The sequence below is a fragment of the Salegentibacter salarius genome (genome assembly GCF_900168265.1).
In the GTDB taxonomy this organism is placed as follows: Bacteria; Bacteroidota; Bacteroidia; order Flavobacteriales; family Flavobacteriaceae; genus Salegentibacter; species Salegentibacter salarius.
Genome location: NZ_FVZF01000009.1, coordinates 84216 through 102481, shown reverse-complemented (window position 1 = coordinate 102481; position 18266 = coordinate 84216). Strand labels below are relative to the sequence as shown.

The window sequence follows — 18266 nt, the reverse complement described above, 5'->3', positions numbered from 1 at the left end:
TATAATCATTTTCCTGTATATTTTTTGATTCCGATATCGTACTGATTTCACTTAAGAAACTTTAAGAGTAGCATCTCTACAACTAGAAATAGCAATGCAAAAATAACAAAGCTTTTCCAAAGCTCATGGCTTTGGCTGGCTACTTTTAGTTCGTTAAAATAAGCACCTATATTTTGATGAATTTTTATGTTTTCTGTTTCTTCTGGAATGTTATACTCAAGTTCACTCTCGCTTCTGGGAGAGTTAAAACTCAGGTAAGTTTGTTTCTCGCCCCTATATTCTAAAGAATAATTTCCAGACGGAATTTCAAGTGAATTAGTATTAATTTCTACATTGTCACCAAGAGATCGTTGCTGCGGAATAAAATCTTCAGTTTCTGAAACTATATGAACTACTTCGTCTTGTTGGGTTTGAAGCGGAATTTTAATTTCGATATCTTTTCCTGTTTCGTAATATAGGTCTGGGCTTTTTAAAGCGCTAAGACCCAAATTATAAAATACAGGAACTATTAGAGGGGAGTTTCTGAAATTCGAATTTTCAGTATTCAATGGTGCCGAGAATAGATAAACTCCATTTCCTTCCACTAGAAAACCTGAATTGTCCTGAAAAGAAATTACGTTATTTCCATTTTGGATTTCATAATAAGTCTGGACTTTGGGATAGTCAAAATTTTCAACTTTTTCGTTGAAAACACCAGCGAGTAAAGGATGATCAAAAGCAAGTTCGGTAATTAAAGTTTCTTTGTTTTTCAATCCAGAATATAAAGGAGCATTTAGCTGAGTAAGGAAGTTATTGTAAGAATTGAGGTTACTGTTTCCTGACGGAATTATTACGAGCGGCACTGTGTTACTATGAAGGTTTACTAAATTAGTTTTTAAAGCCCCTGAGACTGATTCCAATTCATTTAGAATTACAAGATCGGCAGTATTTAGTTTATTAAAATCGAGCTGATCTATTTCAAATATTTCTGTTTTAAATTCGGGAGGAGTAAGAATACGATTTATGAAAGTAGCATCTGAATTTGCAGTTATAATCACCATCTTGGCAGGGTTTGGTTTATTAAAACTAAAAAAAAGTGTATTATCATATTCCAGAGAAGCATCTTCAATTTTTATCATTCCATCTTCAATTTCTTCGGCATCAATTTTAAAACCGGCTTGTGCGCTTTCGTTTTCTTGAAAACTCACCGCAGTTTTTGCCAAAAGATCTTCCCCATTATAAACAGATACACTTATGTTTTCAGAATAACCAGAGGAACTGCTAAGCAACACCTGAAAATTAATTTCATTGGCTTCCCGATTGCTAATAAACATTGAATCTATACTTATATTCTGGGTGTTTTCGGGAACCAGGGGAATAAAATGATAGTTAGTAGTAGAATCTATTATTTTATCTAAATTCAAATTTTCCTGAAAATCGGAAATGAAAATAAAGTCTTTTTCTTCAGCAGATGCCTTTAAAAGCTGATTTGCTTTTAGTTTTAGGGTGTTGAAATCTAAAGGATTTTCGGCAAAACCAAGATCTTGAAGTTCTGTAGTTAATTCTTCAGCAGAAAGATTTCTAAATTCATCATTATGGGTAAATAGGCTTATTTCTTCATTTTCAGGAATGCTTTTTATCAAGTTCTGTATCGCAGCCGTGAGGAGTTCACCATTTTGGCCCGTAGCCTCCATACTGAAAGAATTATCTAGAAAAATAACTTTTGCGCTAGATGCAGCTTCTGGATCTTCTGCAGGGAAATAAGGTTGGGCAAAAGCAAGGATCAAAAATGCAAGCATCAGCATTCTTGTGGTTAGTACCAGCCATTTCTTTAATCGCGAGCTTTTTCGGGTTTGCCGGATAACCTTTTTTAGAAACTTTACATTAGTAAAATCTTCTTTTTGAAATCGGCGGAGTTGAAATAAATGAACAGCCAGTGGGATAAGTAGTAAAAACAGGGCATAAAGAAGTTCCGGCTGTTTAAATTCCATAAAGCTTTAAAAAGTTTATCAAATATAGGAAATGGAATTTAAGCTAAGGGCGTTTAATTTTGAATTTAAAAGTGCTGCCTTCACCTTTTTTTGAAATAACATCAATAGAGCCCTGCATTTGTTCTATATGTTTTTTAACTGTTGCGAGGCCAATGCCGCTGCCGTGATTTCCGTCCCTATCTTGCGCATCTAAAGTTGTGAAGAGTTTAAAGATCTTTTCTACATCTTCTTTTTTTATTCCATTCCCGTTATCGCTAACGGCAAAACAATAATAGGAGTCTGTAGTTTTAAAGGTAATATCTACTTTTCTAAGGTTTTTATTATTGTATTTTAAAGCATTGCTAATCAAGTTCATAAAAACCTGGCTAAGCGCAGCCTTGTTTACATTTTTTAAATGCCCTTTATCTGGATACGTAATCTGTACGTTTTCTTCTAAGCTATATAGATCGGTGATTTTTTTTAGTAGAGTAGGGAGGTGGACATCTTCAAAATCTTTTTCCAGAATGTGATCACTGCGGTAAAATTTTAAAATTCCGTCTACGTAATTACGAAGGGAATAAGACGATTCTACCAGAAAATCGAGATACTGCCGGTTTTGTTCGTCCAGTTTTTCTTTGTTTTCATCTTTGAGTAATTCGGTTAAAGAAATGATATTGGCTAAGGGTGATTTGATATCGTGCGAAACCAGGCTGGCAAATTTCTCTAACTCTTTATATTTCTGCTTTAACTTGCGCTGAACGTGTTGAAGTTTGGTTTTGTGTTTACGAGCCTCGAAAAGGTTCATACACTGGTTGGCCAACGCCAGTAATGACTTTTTCTGCTCTTCCTCTAACTTTCTAATTTTTGTATCGAAAATACTGAAAACCGCTATGGCATGACCATTTGCATTTAATAAGGGCACACCGGTATAAAAATGATAATTGCATTGATAAACTCCTTTAGCTTGCTCAAAGAATTCCGGATGATCTTTACTGTTAATGCTAAAAATTTCTTCTCCTGCCCAGATACTTTGTTCGCAAAATGAGTTTTTCCTTGATATTTCATCTTGCTCCACACCGTAAACAGATTTATACCAGATCTTATTTTTACCTATAATACTAATCTTAGCTACAGGAACCTGGCAAATTTTAGCCGCCAGGTAAGTAAGTTGATCATAATCTTTGTCTTCTCCAGAATTAAAAATTGCATATTCTGCAAGAGCTGCCCGGCGTAATTTTTCTTTTGAAGAGACTTTTTTTTGCTGCATATCATCTGCTATGTTACTCAGTATAAGTTATTTGATAAACTAAAAATGTGCTGTGAGGATTTTGTTGTGGATCCCGCTATTACAGCTTAATTTAATATAGAAAAAATTAAACATTTTTCTATAAAAAAGCAGCATCAATTATGTTTTTTTCTAATCGAAAAATCGAAACGAGTACCTTCTCCTATTTCTGAATTCACCTTTAGGTTTCCGCCTAAATTACCTACGAGTCTTTTTACTGTAGAAAGGCCAATGCCATTGCCTTTATTGCCGGAACGGTCACTTTTGGCTACGGTAGTAAAGAGTTTAAAAATGTCTTCTTCTTTTTCTTTAGGAATTCCTATACCATTATCCTGAATACTGAAGTAATAGAAATCGGGGTTTTGGGAGAATTCAATATCAATTATAATTTTTTGCTTATCGTTGTACTTTAGGCTGTTCCCCAATAAATTCAAAAATATTTGTTCCAGCGCGGCGCGGTTAGAACTTATAATGGTATTATCTTCAGGAAGGTTGATGATGCAGTCTTCGGTAATATTTAAGAGGTCAATAATTTCCTCTAATAATTGATGTACGTCAAATTCTTCATTATTTGAGGCAGCAATATTATCGCTTTCGTAATGATCTAAAATGCCATTTATGTACTCGCTAAGTCTTAACCCTGCCTGTTTTAGATTTTTTAGGTATTCTAAACCTTCTTCTCCCAGTTTTTTGCCGAATTTTGCTTTAAGGATATCTGCGGTGATAATCATATTTGCCAGGGGCATTTTCATATCGTGAGATACTACCCCAGCAAAATCTTTAAGCATGGCGTTGTGGTCGTTCAGTTCCTTTTTTACATTCTCCAGGTAATCGTTTTTCCGTTTTAATTCTAAGAGAATTTCTACTTGTTTGGCAAGCGATTTCAAGGCTTTCCTTTGATCCAGATTTAATTTGTTTGGTTTGGTGTCTATCACGCACAGTGTGCCTAGAGCCATTTTATTAACGTCTTTTAAAGGCATCCCGGCGTAGTATATAACAGGATCATTTTGGGTGAGTACAAAAGGATTGTCTTCAAAACGTTCGTCTAGCCTGGTATCCTCTACTTCCATTAATTCCTCCGGGTTGAGAATAGCGTGACTACAAAAAGAAATGTCACGATCTGAAGTGCACAGATCGGTGCCGTATTTAGATTTAAACCATTGTTCGTGCTCGCCAACCAAAGAAATTAAAGAAACCGGTGTCTTGCAAATAAATGAAGCTAACTGGGTAATATTATCAAATTCTTCCTGGGTAGGACTATATAAAATGTTAGCATCCTGAAGCGCTTTCAGTCGTTGACTTTCGTTTTCTGGAATCGCAGGTCGTAACATAGAATGTAAAATTGAATTAAATCAAATTTAACAAAATTACCGGACAATGTTAAATTTTTACTAATACTTTTCAAAAACTCCGAGTCCGAATAAAGCAAAGTCATATTTCACGGGATCTGAAGCATCAAGTTTTCTTAATGAAGTATCCAATTCGGCTAAAGCTTTTGCATCGTTAGCTTTTCTTTTTAAAAGTTTTAATTTTCTTGCTACGTTTCCCGAATGTACGTCTAAAGGGCAACTTAACTGAGATGCATTAAGCTTTTTCCATAATCCAAAATCTACACCGGCCTTATCATCTCTTACCATCCAGCGCAAATACATATTAATTCGCTTGGCTGCAGAGTTCTTCAGGGGATCACTCACATGCTTAGGTGTTCTGGGGGGATGAGGAATTTCAAAAAAAATCTTTTTGAATTCGTGAATAGCCGGTTGTAAGGATTCTTTTTCAGCATTTTCAGTAAAAACAGTTTCAATCCCGCCGTGATTTTTATAGATATTCTTTAAAGCCGAAATAAAATAAATAAGATCTATTTCATTAAAAGTACGATGCACAAAACCAGATAGATTTTCAAGATCGTTTTCTGAGTGATTCAAAATAAAATCGTACGGACTGCGATCCAGCATTTCCATTAAACGATTAGCGTTTTTAAGAATGCTTTTTCGGTTTCCCCAGGCAATGGTGGCGGTAAGAAATCCAGCAATTTCAATATCTTCTTTTTTACTGAAGTGATGCGGAATTTGCACCGGATCGGTAGCTATAAATTCAGGAGTATTGTATTGTTCGGCTTTGAAATCGAGAAAAGATTTGAGTTCACTTTTTTTCAAACTGCTTAAATTTCCTTTTTATCAATAATTTTTCCGTCCTGCATCGTGATTTTCCTATCGGCCATATCAGCTAGTTCCTCGTTATGGGTTACAATCACGAAAGTTTGTTGAAACTCATCCCGAAGCTTAAAAAATAACTGGTGAAGATTTTCTGCAGATTCGCTATCTAAATTTCCCGATGGTTCATCGGCAAAAATTACAGCGGGATTATTTATAAGTGCCCTGGCCACAGCAATACGTTGCTGTTCCCCACCGCTAAGTTCCCCGGGTTTATGGTTGGCCCTGTTTTTAAGTCCTAAGAAACCCAAAAGCTCTTGGGCGCGTTCTTCAGCTTTTTCTTTTGGGGTGTTGTGAATATAAGCAGGAATACAAATATTTTCCAACGCGGTAAATTCAGGTAATAACTGGTGAAACTGGAAAATAAACCCAATATTCTTATTTCTGAACTTTGATAATTCCTTTGAAGAAAGTCGGTAAATATCCGTGTCGTTAATTTGGAGGGAAGATTCCTTATTTTTTTCGGGTTTATCTAAAGTCCCTAAAATTTGAAGCAAAGTGGTTTTACCGGCTCCCGAAGCTCCCACAATAGAAACGATTTCGCTTTTTTTAATATGAAGATCAAGACCTTTTAAAACGTGAAGGTCTCCGTAGTATTTATGAATATTTTTAGCTGAAATCATTTCTTCTATTTAGGCCCGGAAAATTAGCCAAATTAAGGAAAACCCCCAAGCTAAGAATTGAATATGTTTTTAACCCGGTTGTAATCTATGTAATATACAATACGCAGGCTAATATTATGTCTTGCCGGCCTGGCGAAAAGATTATCCATACTTTGCTGAAAGTCAAGATCACTCAATTCATCCTGGTTAAAAATGGAATTTCTATATAGTAAAATGGCTTCACTGCCGGGTGCAAATTGCCAGCGATAACTTAGATCAAGATTCCAAATATTAAAATTAGCATCGGGATTATAATTCTCTTCAGGATTGTAATTTACAGCCGATAAACTGCCATCTTTATTTAATTTTGAAAATTTATCTTCTTCAAATTGAGCAACTGACCAAAAGTTACGAAAGCTTAAGTTTAAACCCTGTCGCGTGGTAAAATTATAATTTGCCTGTAGCGAGTTTTCAAAACTTCTCATATCTCTGTTGCCAAAAATAATATCGTGAGGCTGAAGCGTGACGAAGCTGGGACGATTAATCTCATTGTCGTATTCAAAACCATAAATTACCAGGAATTTATTGCTTATTCGAACCCTGGGCTTAAAGATAAAATTGAAACTTTCGCGCGAATTCTCACCAAAAACCTGGTAAGTAGAGCGAATATCTAAAGCTAATTTCTTTCTATAATCTGAAGAGATCCAGGCATTCCCGGTAATATTGGGCTGGTAAGTGATAAAAGTGTTCCCCCGGCGCGGTTCAAAAAAGTCTTTAAAAGCTGAATTCACTTCTGCAAAACCACCAAAAGCAAATCTATCCCGCGTCATTGCAAATACACTTGCACCGCCGCCACTGGCTACATTAATATCTGGGCGATATCTGCGTTGATGATTTCCATACAATTCTACACTATACTGATTGAAAATTCCGCTGGGTTCAAAAATTTGATAGGAAGTGTTCAGGTAAAAATTATTGTAATTATTGGTGAAACTAATTCCAAGGTCATTAATGTCATAGGTCTCATTAGCTAATTCGTGAGAAATGCCATATCTGAAATTACCTTTAGTTCGATTCAATGAAAATTCAGAAGCAAAGCCGGTTTCATTTTGCCCCGGTAAGTTCACATTGCTCATTTTTGCTTCTCCGGTTACATTAAAAGAATTCGATTTATTAAAAACATCAAAAAGAAAGCCGGTTACATTACCATCTCTAAAATGTCCCTCTCTCGTAACATTCGTGTTAATTAAACTAATAGAAGAGTTCTTGTTAAAACGCTGATCAAGAACTAAAATATTATAATTAGCCAGTGGTTCGGTCACTTTCTCGCGGTTATTACCGGTGAGGGTGTCTCTAAAAATGGCTTTAGTTTCAGCCGTAACCGCATTAAAAAAACCAACTCCAAGGCCGCGCTCTGTTCTTCCGGAAACTTTTAATGCATTTAGAAGATCTGTTCTTTCTGGGTTTTCAAGAATTTCTTCATTTTCAAGCTTTTCACGTTGTGCATTGTTAAATCCTATAGGAGTATTTCCCACCCGTCTGGAATAAAAGAGATCTCCTTTTGTAAACAGCTCAGTTCCTTCAGTAAAAAAGGCACGATTTTCTCCAAAGATTTGCTCAAATGGGCCTAAGTTGAGTTCTACATCATCGTAAGCGGTTTGACCAAAATCCGGGACCAAAGTCATATCTAAAGTAAAGGCTTTGCTAATTCCGTATTTAACATCCAGCCCGGCATTAAAGTTAGTTTCGGTTTCCCCATCAAATCTATCTACTTCAGCAGAAGTATAAGGGTAGAAACTCAATCGGGTAGGAGGGTTTATATTTCTTATTCCACTAATTAAGCCTGTTTGCTGACTCATTTGCCCTACGGCTTTGTTTACATAATTCCAGGTGTAACTTTCATTTTTATGAGAAATTTGCCTTAAAAACTGAATTCCCCATTCCTGTTCTTTGCTCTCTGGAAATCGTAGCGCAGCATAGGGAATACGCATCTCTACATACCAGCCATTTTGATCTTGAGAGACTGCAGCATCCCAAACAATATTAAAACCAAAATCTGTATTCTCACCGGTTATTTTTGCATCAGCACGGGTTCCAGCCGCTGTTACCGCAAACCGAATTTGATTTTCACCATCGTCGTAAGTATTAATATCTACCTGGAAATAATCGCTTTGCTCCAGATTATCTCTTTGGGTAAATTGCTTTACAATTTTTTCAGGATTTTTGTCAATCAAAGTAGCGGCTATATATAGTGCATTATTGTCATAAACCACTTTAACCGTAGTTTTATGACTTTCAGGAATTGGATTTCCATCTCCGGGATAATACATTACAAAATTATTCGCCACAGGCACTTTGTTCCAGGCTTGGTCGTCTAAAACTCCATCTATTATTGGAGCTTTTTGCGTTGCTACTGCCGTATAATTTTTACGCTGAAGACTATCAATTTGAGCATGAATTTGATGAGTAAAAATGAAGAATAATGAAATAAACCAGAATTTCGAAAGCATTAATTGATGATTTGGGTAAAAATGAGTTCAAATATATCATAGTTCTCAATGGAGAACAAGCTATAATTTAAATTCAAGTTAAATTCGCTGTTTTTGTTTATTAATACCTTAAATTTGCTAAACAAAATTAATCTATGAATTCAGAAAATTTAGAACTTGCAACTTTAGCAGGAGGTTGCTTTTGGTGTACAGAAGCTGTTTTTCAACGTTTAAATGGAGTAGAAGAAGTGCTTTCGGGATTTACCGGGGGAAATATAAAAAATCCTGCTTACCGTGAAATCATCACCGGTAGAACCGGCCACGCCGAGGCTATCCAAATAAGGTTTAATCCTGAAATTATAAGCTTTCAGGAATTACTATACGTGTTCTTCGCGACGCACGATCCTACAACGCTAAATCGACAACAGAATGATGTAGGCACTCAATATAGAAGTGCGGTATTTTATCATTCAGAAAAACAAAAAGAAAAAGCTGAAGAAGTAATTCAGAAACTGGAAGAAAAAGAAATTTTTGAGAATAAAATTGTTACCGAAATTAGTGCGGTAAAAGATTTTTATATTGCCGAAAAGGAACACCAGGATTTCTATAATCAGCACAGGCAGCAGCCGTATTGCCAGTTTATAATAGATCCTAAAATAAAGAAACTAACAGAAGTCTTTGCAGACAAATTGAAATAGAAAGATGGCTTACAAATTTAAAGAAGAGTATAATATTGAAGTCACCGATGGACTTCAGGAAAATTACAGAAATATCCTTGAAGGAATAGGAGAGGATATTAGCCGTGAAGGCATAGAAAAAACACCCGAAAGAGCGGCTAAAGCCATGCAGTTTTTAACCCAGGGCTATAAGATGGATGGGGAAACCATTTTAAAAGAAGCCATGTTTAAGGAAAGTTATGACGAAATGGTGGTGGTAAAAGACATTGAGTTATACTCGATGTGTGAACACCATATGTTGCCTTTCTTTGGGAAAGCACACATAGCCTACATTCCTAATGGGCATATTGTTGGATTAAGCAAATTACCACGGGTTGTAGATGTTTTTGCAAGAAGGCTGCAGGTACAGGAACGTTTAACAAATGATATTCTGGAATGTATTAATAATACAATAAAGCCAAAAGGAGCAGCGGTAGTTATCGAGGCGGTGCATATGTGTATGATGATGCGCGGTGTACAAAAGCAGAATAGTGCGACCACCACTTCAGGGTTTAGGGGACAGTTTGAAAAAATAGAAACCAGAAATGAATTCTTAAAACTCATCAGCTCAAATCTTAAATAGGGAATTGGCACTTTATTTGCTTTATTAAGGTTAAAAGCAATCAAAATGAAACTTCTAAAAGATAGATTATTTATAAAGGGCCTTATGTACGATGCGGTAGGTATGGCTACCATGGCAATTCCGTTAGTGGGGTCGTTTCTAGATTTATTGTGGGCACCCTATGCAGCCAAAAAAATGGGCGAAATGTACCCCGGTAAAAAAGGAAAAGTGGCATCGGTATTAGTATTTATAGAAGAGATTTTACCTGGAACCGACATTATTCCAACCTTTACCCTAATGTACTTCTATACTTTTGTATGGGGCAAAAACAAACAACGAAATAACCGGGTGATAGATGTTGAAATTATAGAATAAAAGTTCAACATATTTTTTAGAAAAGTTACAAGATCCCAAAATTTGGATCTTTTTTTTGTTTTAATCTAAATTATTTAAAAACTCTTTAACAGCTATATTTCTTTGGTTTAGAGCACATTTATGTATTTTACTCGATAATCGAGATTGAATGCTCCGAGGCTTGCCTCGAAATCAAATTATATTTTTCAATAATAATGCTTCGTGAGCTTGCTCCGAAGTAGTTTACTTAAATAAAACTTATAAAATGTCAGAATTTGAAAACGACAGACCAAAAATTTCTAAACCATCGAAAATATCATTTTCAGGATGGAAGAAAATAGCTTTTATAATAAAGGACAAAATAGACGAAAATAACCTGGGAATTGTATCTGCCGGTGTAGCTTTCTATTCATTTCTGGCGATTTTCCCGGCTATAATGGCTTTGGTTTCTATTTACGGTCTAGCAGTAAGTCCGGCTCAAATTGAAAATCAATTAACTCAAATAGGGTCTATGATTCTGGAACAAGCTTTTGGAATTGTAGAGGAAAGGTTACAGGAATTTATTTCTACTTCGGGAAGCACTCTCGGTTGGGTTATGGCCCTCGGTATACTTTTTAGTATTTGGAGTGCAAATAAGGGAATGAAATCTTTATTTAGGGGTGTAAATGTAGCCTACGCTACCCGCAGTAAACGTGGCTTTATAAGAGAAAATGCGCTTACCTTATTATTTACTTTTGGCGCCATAGTACAAATAATTCTAAGTATGGCCTTAATTGTAGCCTTTCCGGCTATTATTGGGGAATTTGGTTTGCCTAAAAATATTGAAGTCTTAATTAACTGGTTGCGTTGGCCTCTTTTGGCAATAATTGTCGGGTTTTTCCTTTGTGTTATTTATAAATATGCACCCCAAAGAACTAATCCTAAACTAAAATGGGTAATTCCCGGTGCGCTGGTTGCTACTATTTTGTGGTTAATCGCTTCCTGGGGTTTTTCATTTTACGTAAGTAATTTTGGAAGTTATGGTGAAGTTTATGGCTCTATTGCTGCCGTAGTTATCATGATGCTATGGCTTTCTATTACTTGCTTTACGGTTTTATTAGGAGCTCAAATTAATTCTGCTTCAGAAAGATATGCCAGGAAACTAACTTCTTTTAGTTAAAAGATTGAACTGAATTTCACAAAGAAACATCATACCGTTAAAACTGTGTTATTTGAAATCTCTTTAACGCTTATCGTATAAAATTACTACGATATTTAATTTACCTAAAAAATGGTATCAACCAATAAACATAGAATTATGAATAATCAAGTAGTAGAAAAAGGAGTAAAATGGCTCAAAAGAGCTGTTATTCTGAAAGCAGGAAAAGCTATCCTTAAAAAACCGGCAAGTGCGCTGGGAGTTGGGGCATTAGCCGCGGGAGCAGGTATAGCTGCTTACAGCTTTATCAAGAAAAGAAAAAAGAACGATTTAACTCATATAGATAATATTGAAGACAATAATCCTGAAGTAGAAGGAAAAAAGAAAATAGTAGTATAAATAACTGCTAAAAATAAAAAGGCCTCACAAGTTTATGAAACCTGTGAGGCCTTTTTTTTGGTTTAAACCGAACCTGGTTTAACTTCTTAGCAGACTATTAAAGCAACCATCTAACCGAAACCGAAATGTTTCTCCCAATATTTGAAATGCCATCAGGTTTTAAACGGGAAAGGTGCGAGATATAATCTTTATTTAAAATATTATTTCCACTTACTCCAATTATCATTTCTGTTGAATTAATAGCAAACTCACCTCCAAAGCCGGCGCCTAGAAGACCGTAACCTCCGGTTTGGGTTTCAAAAGCGCTCACATTATTTTGATCAAAAACATTTTTTAATCTAACAAATGCGTATTTGCTATAAATCTTTTCATCTACATCTTCAAACTCTACTCTAAAAGTATTGGTTAAAGAGTTGGCAGGAATTAAAGGTAAATATTCACCATTATTTCTCTTACCGGTTACTGTTTCAAAGCTACTTTCCAAGTGCAACCAATCTAATGGGTGAGGATGAATGTGAAGTCCGATTTCTCCACCATACAATTCAGCATTATTCTGTGTATATTCAAAAACAGGGTTTTCTTCAATCAATTCTCCGGTAGGTTGCAAATAAATATAATCGTTTATCGAGTTATGAAACCCGTTTACGAAGGCTTCAAAATGCTTGTTTCGCCATTCTAAAGAAAGATCTACCTGGAAATTTTGTTCGTTTTCAAGAGTTTGATCTCCAACTTCATATCTATTAGTTCCGTGGTGAGCCCCGTTAGAAGTCAATTCAGATAGGTTAGGAGCTCGAAAACCGGTAGCAAGATTCAAACGAGCACTTAGTTTATCGGTAATAATATATTTTGCCCCTAAGGCTCCGTTTATACTCTTGTAAGATCTTTCTACAGCCGCAATTTCTCCACTTTCGTGCCCGTGCTCATCCTCCTCTTCGTGTTCTTCTTCGCCGTGTTCTTCTTCGTGAGGCTCTACTGCTTCGCTATCAATATTTCGTACATCATATCTAAGTCCACCTTGAAAATCCCACTTATCAAAATGCACGTGGGTAGTGGCAAATATGCCAAAATCTGTTGTTGTTGCATCAGGAATTAAAATTTCTTCGCCGTAATTAGTATTGGTTTGGTGCATTCCCTGAACCCCTAAAATAGTTTCAAACCTTCCGGTTCGTGGCAAATTATATTTTAAGTTATAATTTAAAGTTTCAAGATGCATCTCTAGCGCAGGATGATCTACACCTTCTTCTTCGTGCTCTTCTTCAGCGTGTTCTTCCTCACCTTCGTGTTCCTCTTCTCCGTGTTCTTCGTGATGATGTTCTTCAAATTCCTTTCGGTCATTATATTGATAACCAATCTTAAAATCCAGACTCGATTTGTTGAAGTAAATCTTATTTTCTAAACTTAGAATATGGTTATCTATTTCCTGATAGGGAAGAAGAGGGTCTTTATCTGTAGATTGTACACCAATCTCTTCCGGAATTCCAATATTAGATTTATTGAAATTGTATCTTAAATCGGTTTTGAATTTAGCATCCTGGTAACCAATTCCTGCTTTGAAATCGGTTGCATTAAACCGGGTATTGGTAACTCTTTCACCATCTCCTGTCTCATAATCACTATGCGCGGCGTAACTCCCACGAGCAAGAAATTTTAATTTTTCTCCCGAAGTCTTCGCCATTAAACTTCCCTGGTAACCCTGGGTATTACTGAAATAATTGACGTCTGCTTCAGCATTGGTTTCATTTTCTGCAGCATAGCGTTCAGGGTTTAGATAAAGAACACCACCAATAGCGTCGCTCCCATAGAGTAGGGAAGCGGGACCTTTTATAACCTCAACACTTTCAATTCCTTTAGAGCTTATTCCCAGCCCGTGTTCATCTCCATATTGCTGATTTTCCAACCGAACGCCCTGGGTGTAAACCAAAACGCGATTAGAACTCAAACCACGAATTACAGGTTTGCCAATTCCCACGCCGGTAGTTAAACTTTCTACCCCGGCAATTTGCGTAATCCCGTCACTTAACGTGATAGCACCTTTTCGATTAAGTTCTTCCACATTTTCACGTTCTACACGCATTACATTTTCACTTTGTAACTGGTGGAAAGGAGTAGAGACGATCACTTCTTCCATTTCTATGGCAGATTTTTCTAAAGTGATGTTTAAACTTGAAGTTCCCGGGAAATCCAGTTCATTAGAATAAGTAGCGAATCCTACTGATGAAATTACCACTTTAAATTTTCCGTTAGGAATATTTTGTATGCTAAAACTTCCATCAATATCGGTCATATCGCCTTTACCGAGTTCTGGGAAATAAATATTTGCGCTAAATACCGGTTCTCCGGTTTCAGCATTGGTAACCTTGCCAGAAAAAGTATTCTGAGCATATATAATGGGGCTCACTGCCAAAAATAGCAATGAGAAAAGTAAACTTTTCATATTAATTTTTTAAATAATTATACTTCTAACAAATAAAAATCGAAATGTTAGGCAGTCGCTGGCGGACCGCGAAGCTGGAAAGGCAGCTTCTGATAATCACTTAAAAATTGATAAAAATCGAAGAATTGTTTTTTTACCTGCTTTTCTACAAAGGGTTCAAAATTAATGAAGCTTGTAGCCAGTGCAGGGTTTTTGTGAAAAGAATGTAATTCACAGTCAATGCTGCTTGCGTGAAAATGTTCATCGGCATAATTATAACACAATTCGTGCCCGTGCCCGCTAAAGATATGCGAGAAGCTAATTATCACGGGAAGCAAAAGTAAAGCTCCCAGTGAGATGGCGAATATGTGTTTAAAGATCTTCAAAAAATATTATTGAAATAGTTTAGCAAGTCCCATTCTACTTAACATTTTCTTCTGGAAAGACCAAAAGAACTGGAACTGGCCGAAGATCCAGCCGAAACTAACCAATAATACCTGGTAAATAGGAAATATCAGAAAAATTCTGGCGCTCCAATAAACAGCCCAATGGGAAGTAGTTTCATAAATACCTAAAAAATTACATAGAGGTTCAGCCAATTTAGCCGATGTAGATCCAGTAATAGCGAATACTATAAGAATTATAAATATTTGCCAATTAGAATCTATACCCCAACGCGCTTTTAATTTATTCATACGGCAAAAGTACTAAAAGCATTGAAGAATTAAAATAAACACTGTTAAATGCGTGTAGGCACAGAGAATTTTTGGTTGTAATGCCTGCTAAAAAAGACAAAATAATTGTACAGCAAGTAATTCACTTCGTAACCATAATCTATGGAAGGATTATAATTTATTTCCTGAAGATAGAGATCAGGATTATAATTCTGCGGCTGGCTTACCCTTTGATTGTATTCTGAAACCAAAAATCTGTTTTTGTTTTCTAAATATTGCTGAGAGTAATAACCTTCTGGTCTCGCGATAGAATTGATAAACAAATTAAAACCGGGCTCGATAATAATTATTTCATATTCCAAACTATCATTAGCAATACGTACGGTGTCTTCGTTAATTTGAGAGTCTCCAAGATTTCTGTCTTTTGTGCTCCCGCAACTGTAAACAAATAGTCCAAGTATTAATATATAAATGAAATTTTTCATTCCTGTTTTTTAGCTTACCCTTAAAGGTAGTTTCTTTATCTAAATTTTTATTTAGAAGTATTTCTATAATAATTAAGGCAAAAATTATACCTTATTTTTATTTACCACCCAACATACCGCCGAGCAAACTTCCGCCTTTTTTTCCTTTTTTGCCGCCCAGTACCATTCCGGCTACATCGTCTATTACGCTACCGTCACCATCGGCATCTAATAAAGTTTCCACTAAAGATTGATCGTGAGAGGAATTGGAGCCCATAACAGAGCCTAATAGGCCAGATAATCCTGAAGCGCCTACATTATCTTTCCGCTTTTGTTGACTTAATAAACCCATGATGACCGGCGCAACCATTTCCAGAATTTTGTTTACAGAAGATTCGTCCATATTTAAAGCTCCGGCAATGGTTTTGCTTATTCCGCTTTGCCTGGACCCCAGAACGTGGTTTAAAATCTTACTGCCTTCGCCGGTAAGTTCTTCAGCATCTTTTTCTTCCAGGTTGTTTAAGACGTCCCCATTATGTTTTTCGCTCTGTAAAGCTTTATCTAAATTTTCAGCACCTTCCGGATCTTTAGTGTTTCGCTTCATGGCACCAAGAATTAGGGGTAAAGCCATTCCAAGGGCCGATGTTACTTTTCCCTTATCTTCAGAAGTTTTTGAACTGGCTTTCTTTACCAGTTCTTCTCCCATTTGTGTATTCAGTAAATCTAATATAGAAGCCATAAATTATTTTTTATTGAATTTACGGCTTTTAACCAGTATTAGGCGTTAAAGCTTTATTATAATCTACTTTTTAAAGTGTGAAATTATCTGTTGAGCAAGTTCTATACCTATGCGTTCCTGTGCCTCAAGAGTAGAAGCGCCAATGTGTGGGCTCAAAGAAAGCTTTTCGTTCATTAACAATTTTATGGCCGGTCTTGGTTCTGCTTCAAAGGTGTCTAAACCAGAAAATGCGACTTTTCCTTCCTCTATAGCATCCAAAAGCGCTACTTCATCTATTACTCCGCCGCGAGCCGTATTAATTATACCAACTCCGGGTTTCATCGCATCCAGCTCCTTTTTACCAATTAATGGCTTAGTTTGCGCCGGTACGTGTAGCGTTATAAAATCTGAATGTTTTATGAGTTCTTCAACAGGTTCAGTTTTAATAGGAATTTCTATACTTTGATGATTGTAAAATTCTAAAGTGATTTTTACTTCTCCTACTTCCTTATCACTCGCAATAACTTTCATTCCCAGACCTAAGGCAATTTTGGCGACTTCTCTACCAATTCTTCCAAAACCAATAATTCCCAGCGTTTTTCCTCTAAGTTCTATTCCTGCGGAGTAGGATTTCTTTAATTCTTTAAACCGGGATTCACCTTCTAATGGCATATTTCTATTGGCATCGAATAATTTTCTAACTCCGCTAAAAAGATGTGCAAAAACTAATTCGGCTACAGAGCCTGAAGCTGCCTGCGGAGTATTTATTACCTTAATTCCTTTACTTTCGGCATATTCCACCGCAATGTTATCTAGACCAACACCGCCGCGACCTATTAATTTTAAATCTTTACAGGAATCTAAAAGTTTATTATCTACCGTGGTTGCACTACGAACCAACAAAACCTGAATATTCTTTGAGTTTATATATTCGGCCAATTGTTCCTGGGCTACTTTAGTGCTTATTACTTCAAAACCGGCGTTTTCAAGTTGCTCTACACCGGCTTTAGCAAGACCATCGTTAGCGAGTACTTTAATTTTTTCAGGTTTTGAAGGAGTTGGTGGTTTATTAAAAAAATCTTCAGGCTTCATTTGTTTATATTTTGATCCCTCGGTGGGAATTTAAGACAGGAGTATTATAATTTTCCTGTGTATTGCTAATTTTTGCGTCCAGCATCTTGCCGGATTTTTTGGTATAGTTCTATTTAAGATTGCTTTTCTAATTGCTGCATCGCATTAACCAGAACTTTTACGCTTTCTATGTCTAAGGCGTTGTACATAGAGGCACGGTAACCTCCAACACTTCTATGACCATTAAGTCCGTTAATACCGGCCTCTTTCCACAGTTTATCAAAAGCTTCTTTTTTACTTTCATCGGTAAGGTTAAAGGTTGCATTCATTGCTGAGCGATCTTCAACTTCAGCAAAACCTTTAAATAATGGATTTCTGTCTATTTCTTTATAAAGTAAATCGGCCTTTTCTGCATTTCGTTTTTCCATAGCTTTAATCCCGCCGTTTTTCTTGATCCATCGTAAAGTTAACAGGGAAACATAAACCGCATAAACAGCCGGAGTATTGAACATACTGTCCTTTTCTATATGAACTTTATAATTTAACATTGAAGGAATCTCACGCTCGACTTTTCCTAAGATATCTTCCTTAATTATCACAAGTGTAGTTCCCGCCGGGCCCATATTTTTTTGTGCACCCGCATAAATAAGATCGAATTTTGAAAAATCCAGTTCCCTGGAAAAAATATCACTACTCATATCACATACTATTGGCGCATCAACTTCAGGAAAGCTTTTTATTTGGGTTCCGAAGATAGTGTTGTTGCTGGTGCAGTGAAAATAATCTACATCTGCAGGAATTTGATAATCTTTCGGGATATAGTTGAAATTTTTGTCTTTAGAAGAAGCGACTTCAATCACCTCTCCAAAAAGCTTGGCTTCTTTTATCGCTTTAGAAGACCAGGTTCCTGTATTGAGATAAGCCGCTTTTTTATTTAATAAATTATAAGCGGTCATTAAAAATTGCATACTTGCACCTCCTTGCAAAAACAAGGCGGTATAACCTTTATCTTTGAGGCCTAAAAGTTCCAGGGAGAGGCTTCGGGCTTCTTCCATCACCTCAATAAAAGCGGTACTACGATGAGAAATTTCCATAATAGACAATCCTGAATCCTGGTAATCTAAAATGCCCTGCGCGGCTTCCTTAAAAACTTCCTGTGGTAATATACAGGGGCCGGCGCTATAATTATGTTTTTTCATAGTTGGTTTATAAAAGTGGT

At 36.2% G+C, this 18266-nt stretch carries 18 protein-coding genes; 5 read left to right on the top strand and 13 right to left on the bottom strand.

Annotated features, from left to right (window positions below):
* Window positions 1-47: 47 nt before the first annotated feature.
* From B5440_RS07120 to B5440_RS07095, 6 genes are all read right to left on the bottom strand, one after another.
* The gene (locus B5440_RS07120) at window positions 48-1970 is read right to left on the bottom strand and encodes a BatA domain-containing protein (protein WP_070055463.1); all 1923 of its coding nucleotides are present in this window, start codon (window positions 1968-1970) and stop codon (window positions 48-50) included.
* 43 nt (window positions 1971-2013) lie between these two features.
* The gene (locus B5440_RS07115) at window positions 2014-3216 is read right to left on the bottom strand and encodes a sensor histidine kinase (RefSeq protein WP_070055464.1); all 1203 of its coding nucleotides are present in this window, start codon (window positions 3214-3216) and stop codon (window positions 2014-2016) included.
* A 134-nt stretch (window positions 3217-3350) separates the two neighbouring features.
* On the bottom strand, window positions 3351-4565 hold the full coding sequence (locus B5440_RS07110) for a sensor histidine kinase (RefSeq protein ID WP_070055465.1): 1215 nt from the start codon (window positions 4563-4565) through the stop codon (window positions 3351-3353).
* Window positions 4566-4625: 60 nt separating this feature from the next.
* The gene (locus tag B5440_RS07105; RefSeq protein WP_070055466.1) at window positions 4626-5390 is read right to left on the bottom strand and encodes a TIGR02757 family protein; all 765 of its coding nucleotides are present in this window, start codon (window positions 5388-5390) and stop codon (window positions 4626-4628) included.
* A gap of 5 nt (window positions 5391-5395) precedes the next feature.
* Complete coding sequence (locus B5440_RS07100; protein ID WP_070055467.1) at window positions 5396-6070, bottom strand: ABC transporter ATP-binding protein; 675 nt, start codon at window positions 6068-6070, stop codon at window positions 5396-5398.
* Between the two features lie 50 nt (window positions 6071-6120).
* On the bottom strand, window positions 6121-8559 hold the full coding sequence (locus B5440_RS07095; RefSeq protein WP_070055468.1) for a DUF5916 domain-containing protein: 2439 nt from the start codon (window positions 8557-8559) through the stop codon (window positions 6121-6123).
* A gap of 134 nt (window positions 8560-8693) precedes the next feature.
* On the opposite strand from B5440_RS07095, the gene msrA reads away from it, so the two are divergent.
* The 5 genes from msrA to B5440_RS07070 all read left to right on the top strand — a co-directional run bounded on the left by msrA (window position 8694) and on the right by B5440_RS07070 (window position 11707).
* Window positions 8694-9236 carry a peptide-methionine (S)-S-oxide reductase MsrA gene (gene msrA / locus B5440_RS07090; RefSeq protein ID WP_070055469.1) on the top strand — a complete coding sequence of 181 codons (543 nt, stop codon included), beginning with the start codon at window positions 8694-8696 and terminating at the stop codon, window positions 9234-9236.
* A gap of 4 nt (window positions 9237-9240) precedes the next feature.
* Window positions 9241-9837 carry a GTP cyclohydrolase I FolE gene (gene folE, locus B5440_RS07085; RefSeq protein WP_070055470.1) on the top strand — a complete coding sequence of 199 codons (597 nt, stop codon included), beginning with the start codon at window positions 9241-9243 and terminating at the stop codon, window positions 9835-9837.
* 45 nt (window positions 9838-9882) lie between these two features.
* Window positions 9883-10191, top strand: a complete 309-nt coding sequence (locus tag B5440_RS07080; protein ID WP_070055471.1) for a hypothetical protein — start codon at window positions 9883-9885, stop codon at window positions 10189-10191.
* 244 nt (window positions 10192-10435) lie between these two features.
* Complete coding sequence (locus B5440_RS07075) at window positions 10436-11329, top strand: YihY/virulence factor BrkB family protein (RefSeq protein ID WP_070055472.1); 894 nt, start codon at window positions 10436-10438, stop codon at window positions 11327-11329.
* Window positions 11330-11467: 138 nt separating this feature from the next.
* Entirely contained in the window at window positions 11468-11707 is a 240-nt protein-coding gene (locus tag B5440_RS07070) for a hypothetical protein (RefSeq protein WP_070055473.1), read from the top strand.
* Between the two features lie 97 nt (window positions 11708-11804).
* Here B5440_RS07070 and B5440_RS07065 read toward each other — a convergent pair whose 3' ends face one another.
* The 7 genes from B5440_RS07065 to serC form a co-directional block, all read right to left on the bottom strand.
* Window positions 11805-14141, bottom strand: coding sequence for a TonB-dependent receptor (locus tag B5440_RS07065; RefSeq protein ID WP_070055474.1), 2337 nt, complete (start codon window positions 14139-14141; stop codon window positions 11805-11807).
* Window positions 14142-14188: 47 nt separating this feature from the next.
* Window positions 14189-14506, bottom strand: a complete 318-nt coding sequence (locus B5440_RS07060) for a hypothetical protein (protein ID WP_070055475.1) — start codon at window positions 14504-14506, stop codon at window positions 14189-14191.
* Between the two features lie 6 nt (window positions 14507-14512).
* A complete protein-coding gene (locus B5440_RS07055) occupies window positions 14513-14815 on the bottom strand; it encodes a DUF6787 family protein (RefSeq protein ID WP_057483037.1) in 303 nt (100 codons plus the stop codon).
* A gap of 44 nt (window positions 14816-14859) precedes the next feature.
* Entirely contained in the window at window positions 14860-15279 is a 420-nt protein-coding gene (locus tag B5440_RS07050) for a DUF6146 family protein (RefSeq protein WP_070055476.1), read from the bottom strand.
* Window positions 15280-15376: 97 nt separating this feature from the next.
* Window positions 15377-15997, bottom strand: a complete 621-nt coding sequence (locus B5440_RS07045) for a DUF937 domain-containing protein (protein ID WP_070055477.1) — start codon at window positions 15995-15997, stop codon at window positions 15377-15379.
* A gap of 63 nt (window positions 15998-16060) precedes the next feature.
* Window positions 16061-17014: a D-2-hydroxyacid dehydrogenase gene (locus tag B5440_RS07040; RefSeq protein WP_070055539.1), complete on the bottom strand. Its 954-nt coding sequence runs from the start codon at window positions 17012-17014 to the stop codon at window positions 16061-16063.
* 167 nt (window positions 17015-17181) lie between these two features.
* Entirely contained in the window at window positions 17182-18246 is a 1065-nt protein-coding gene (gene serC / locus B5440_RS07035) for a 3-phosphoserine/phosphohydroxythreonine transaminase (RefSeq protein WP_070055478.1), read from the bottom strand.
* Between the last annotated feature and the right edge of the window lie 20 nt (window positions 18247-18266).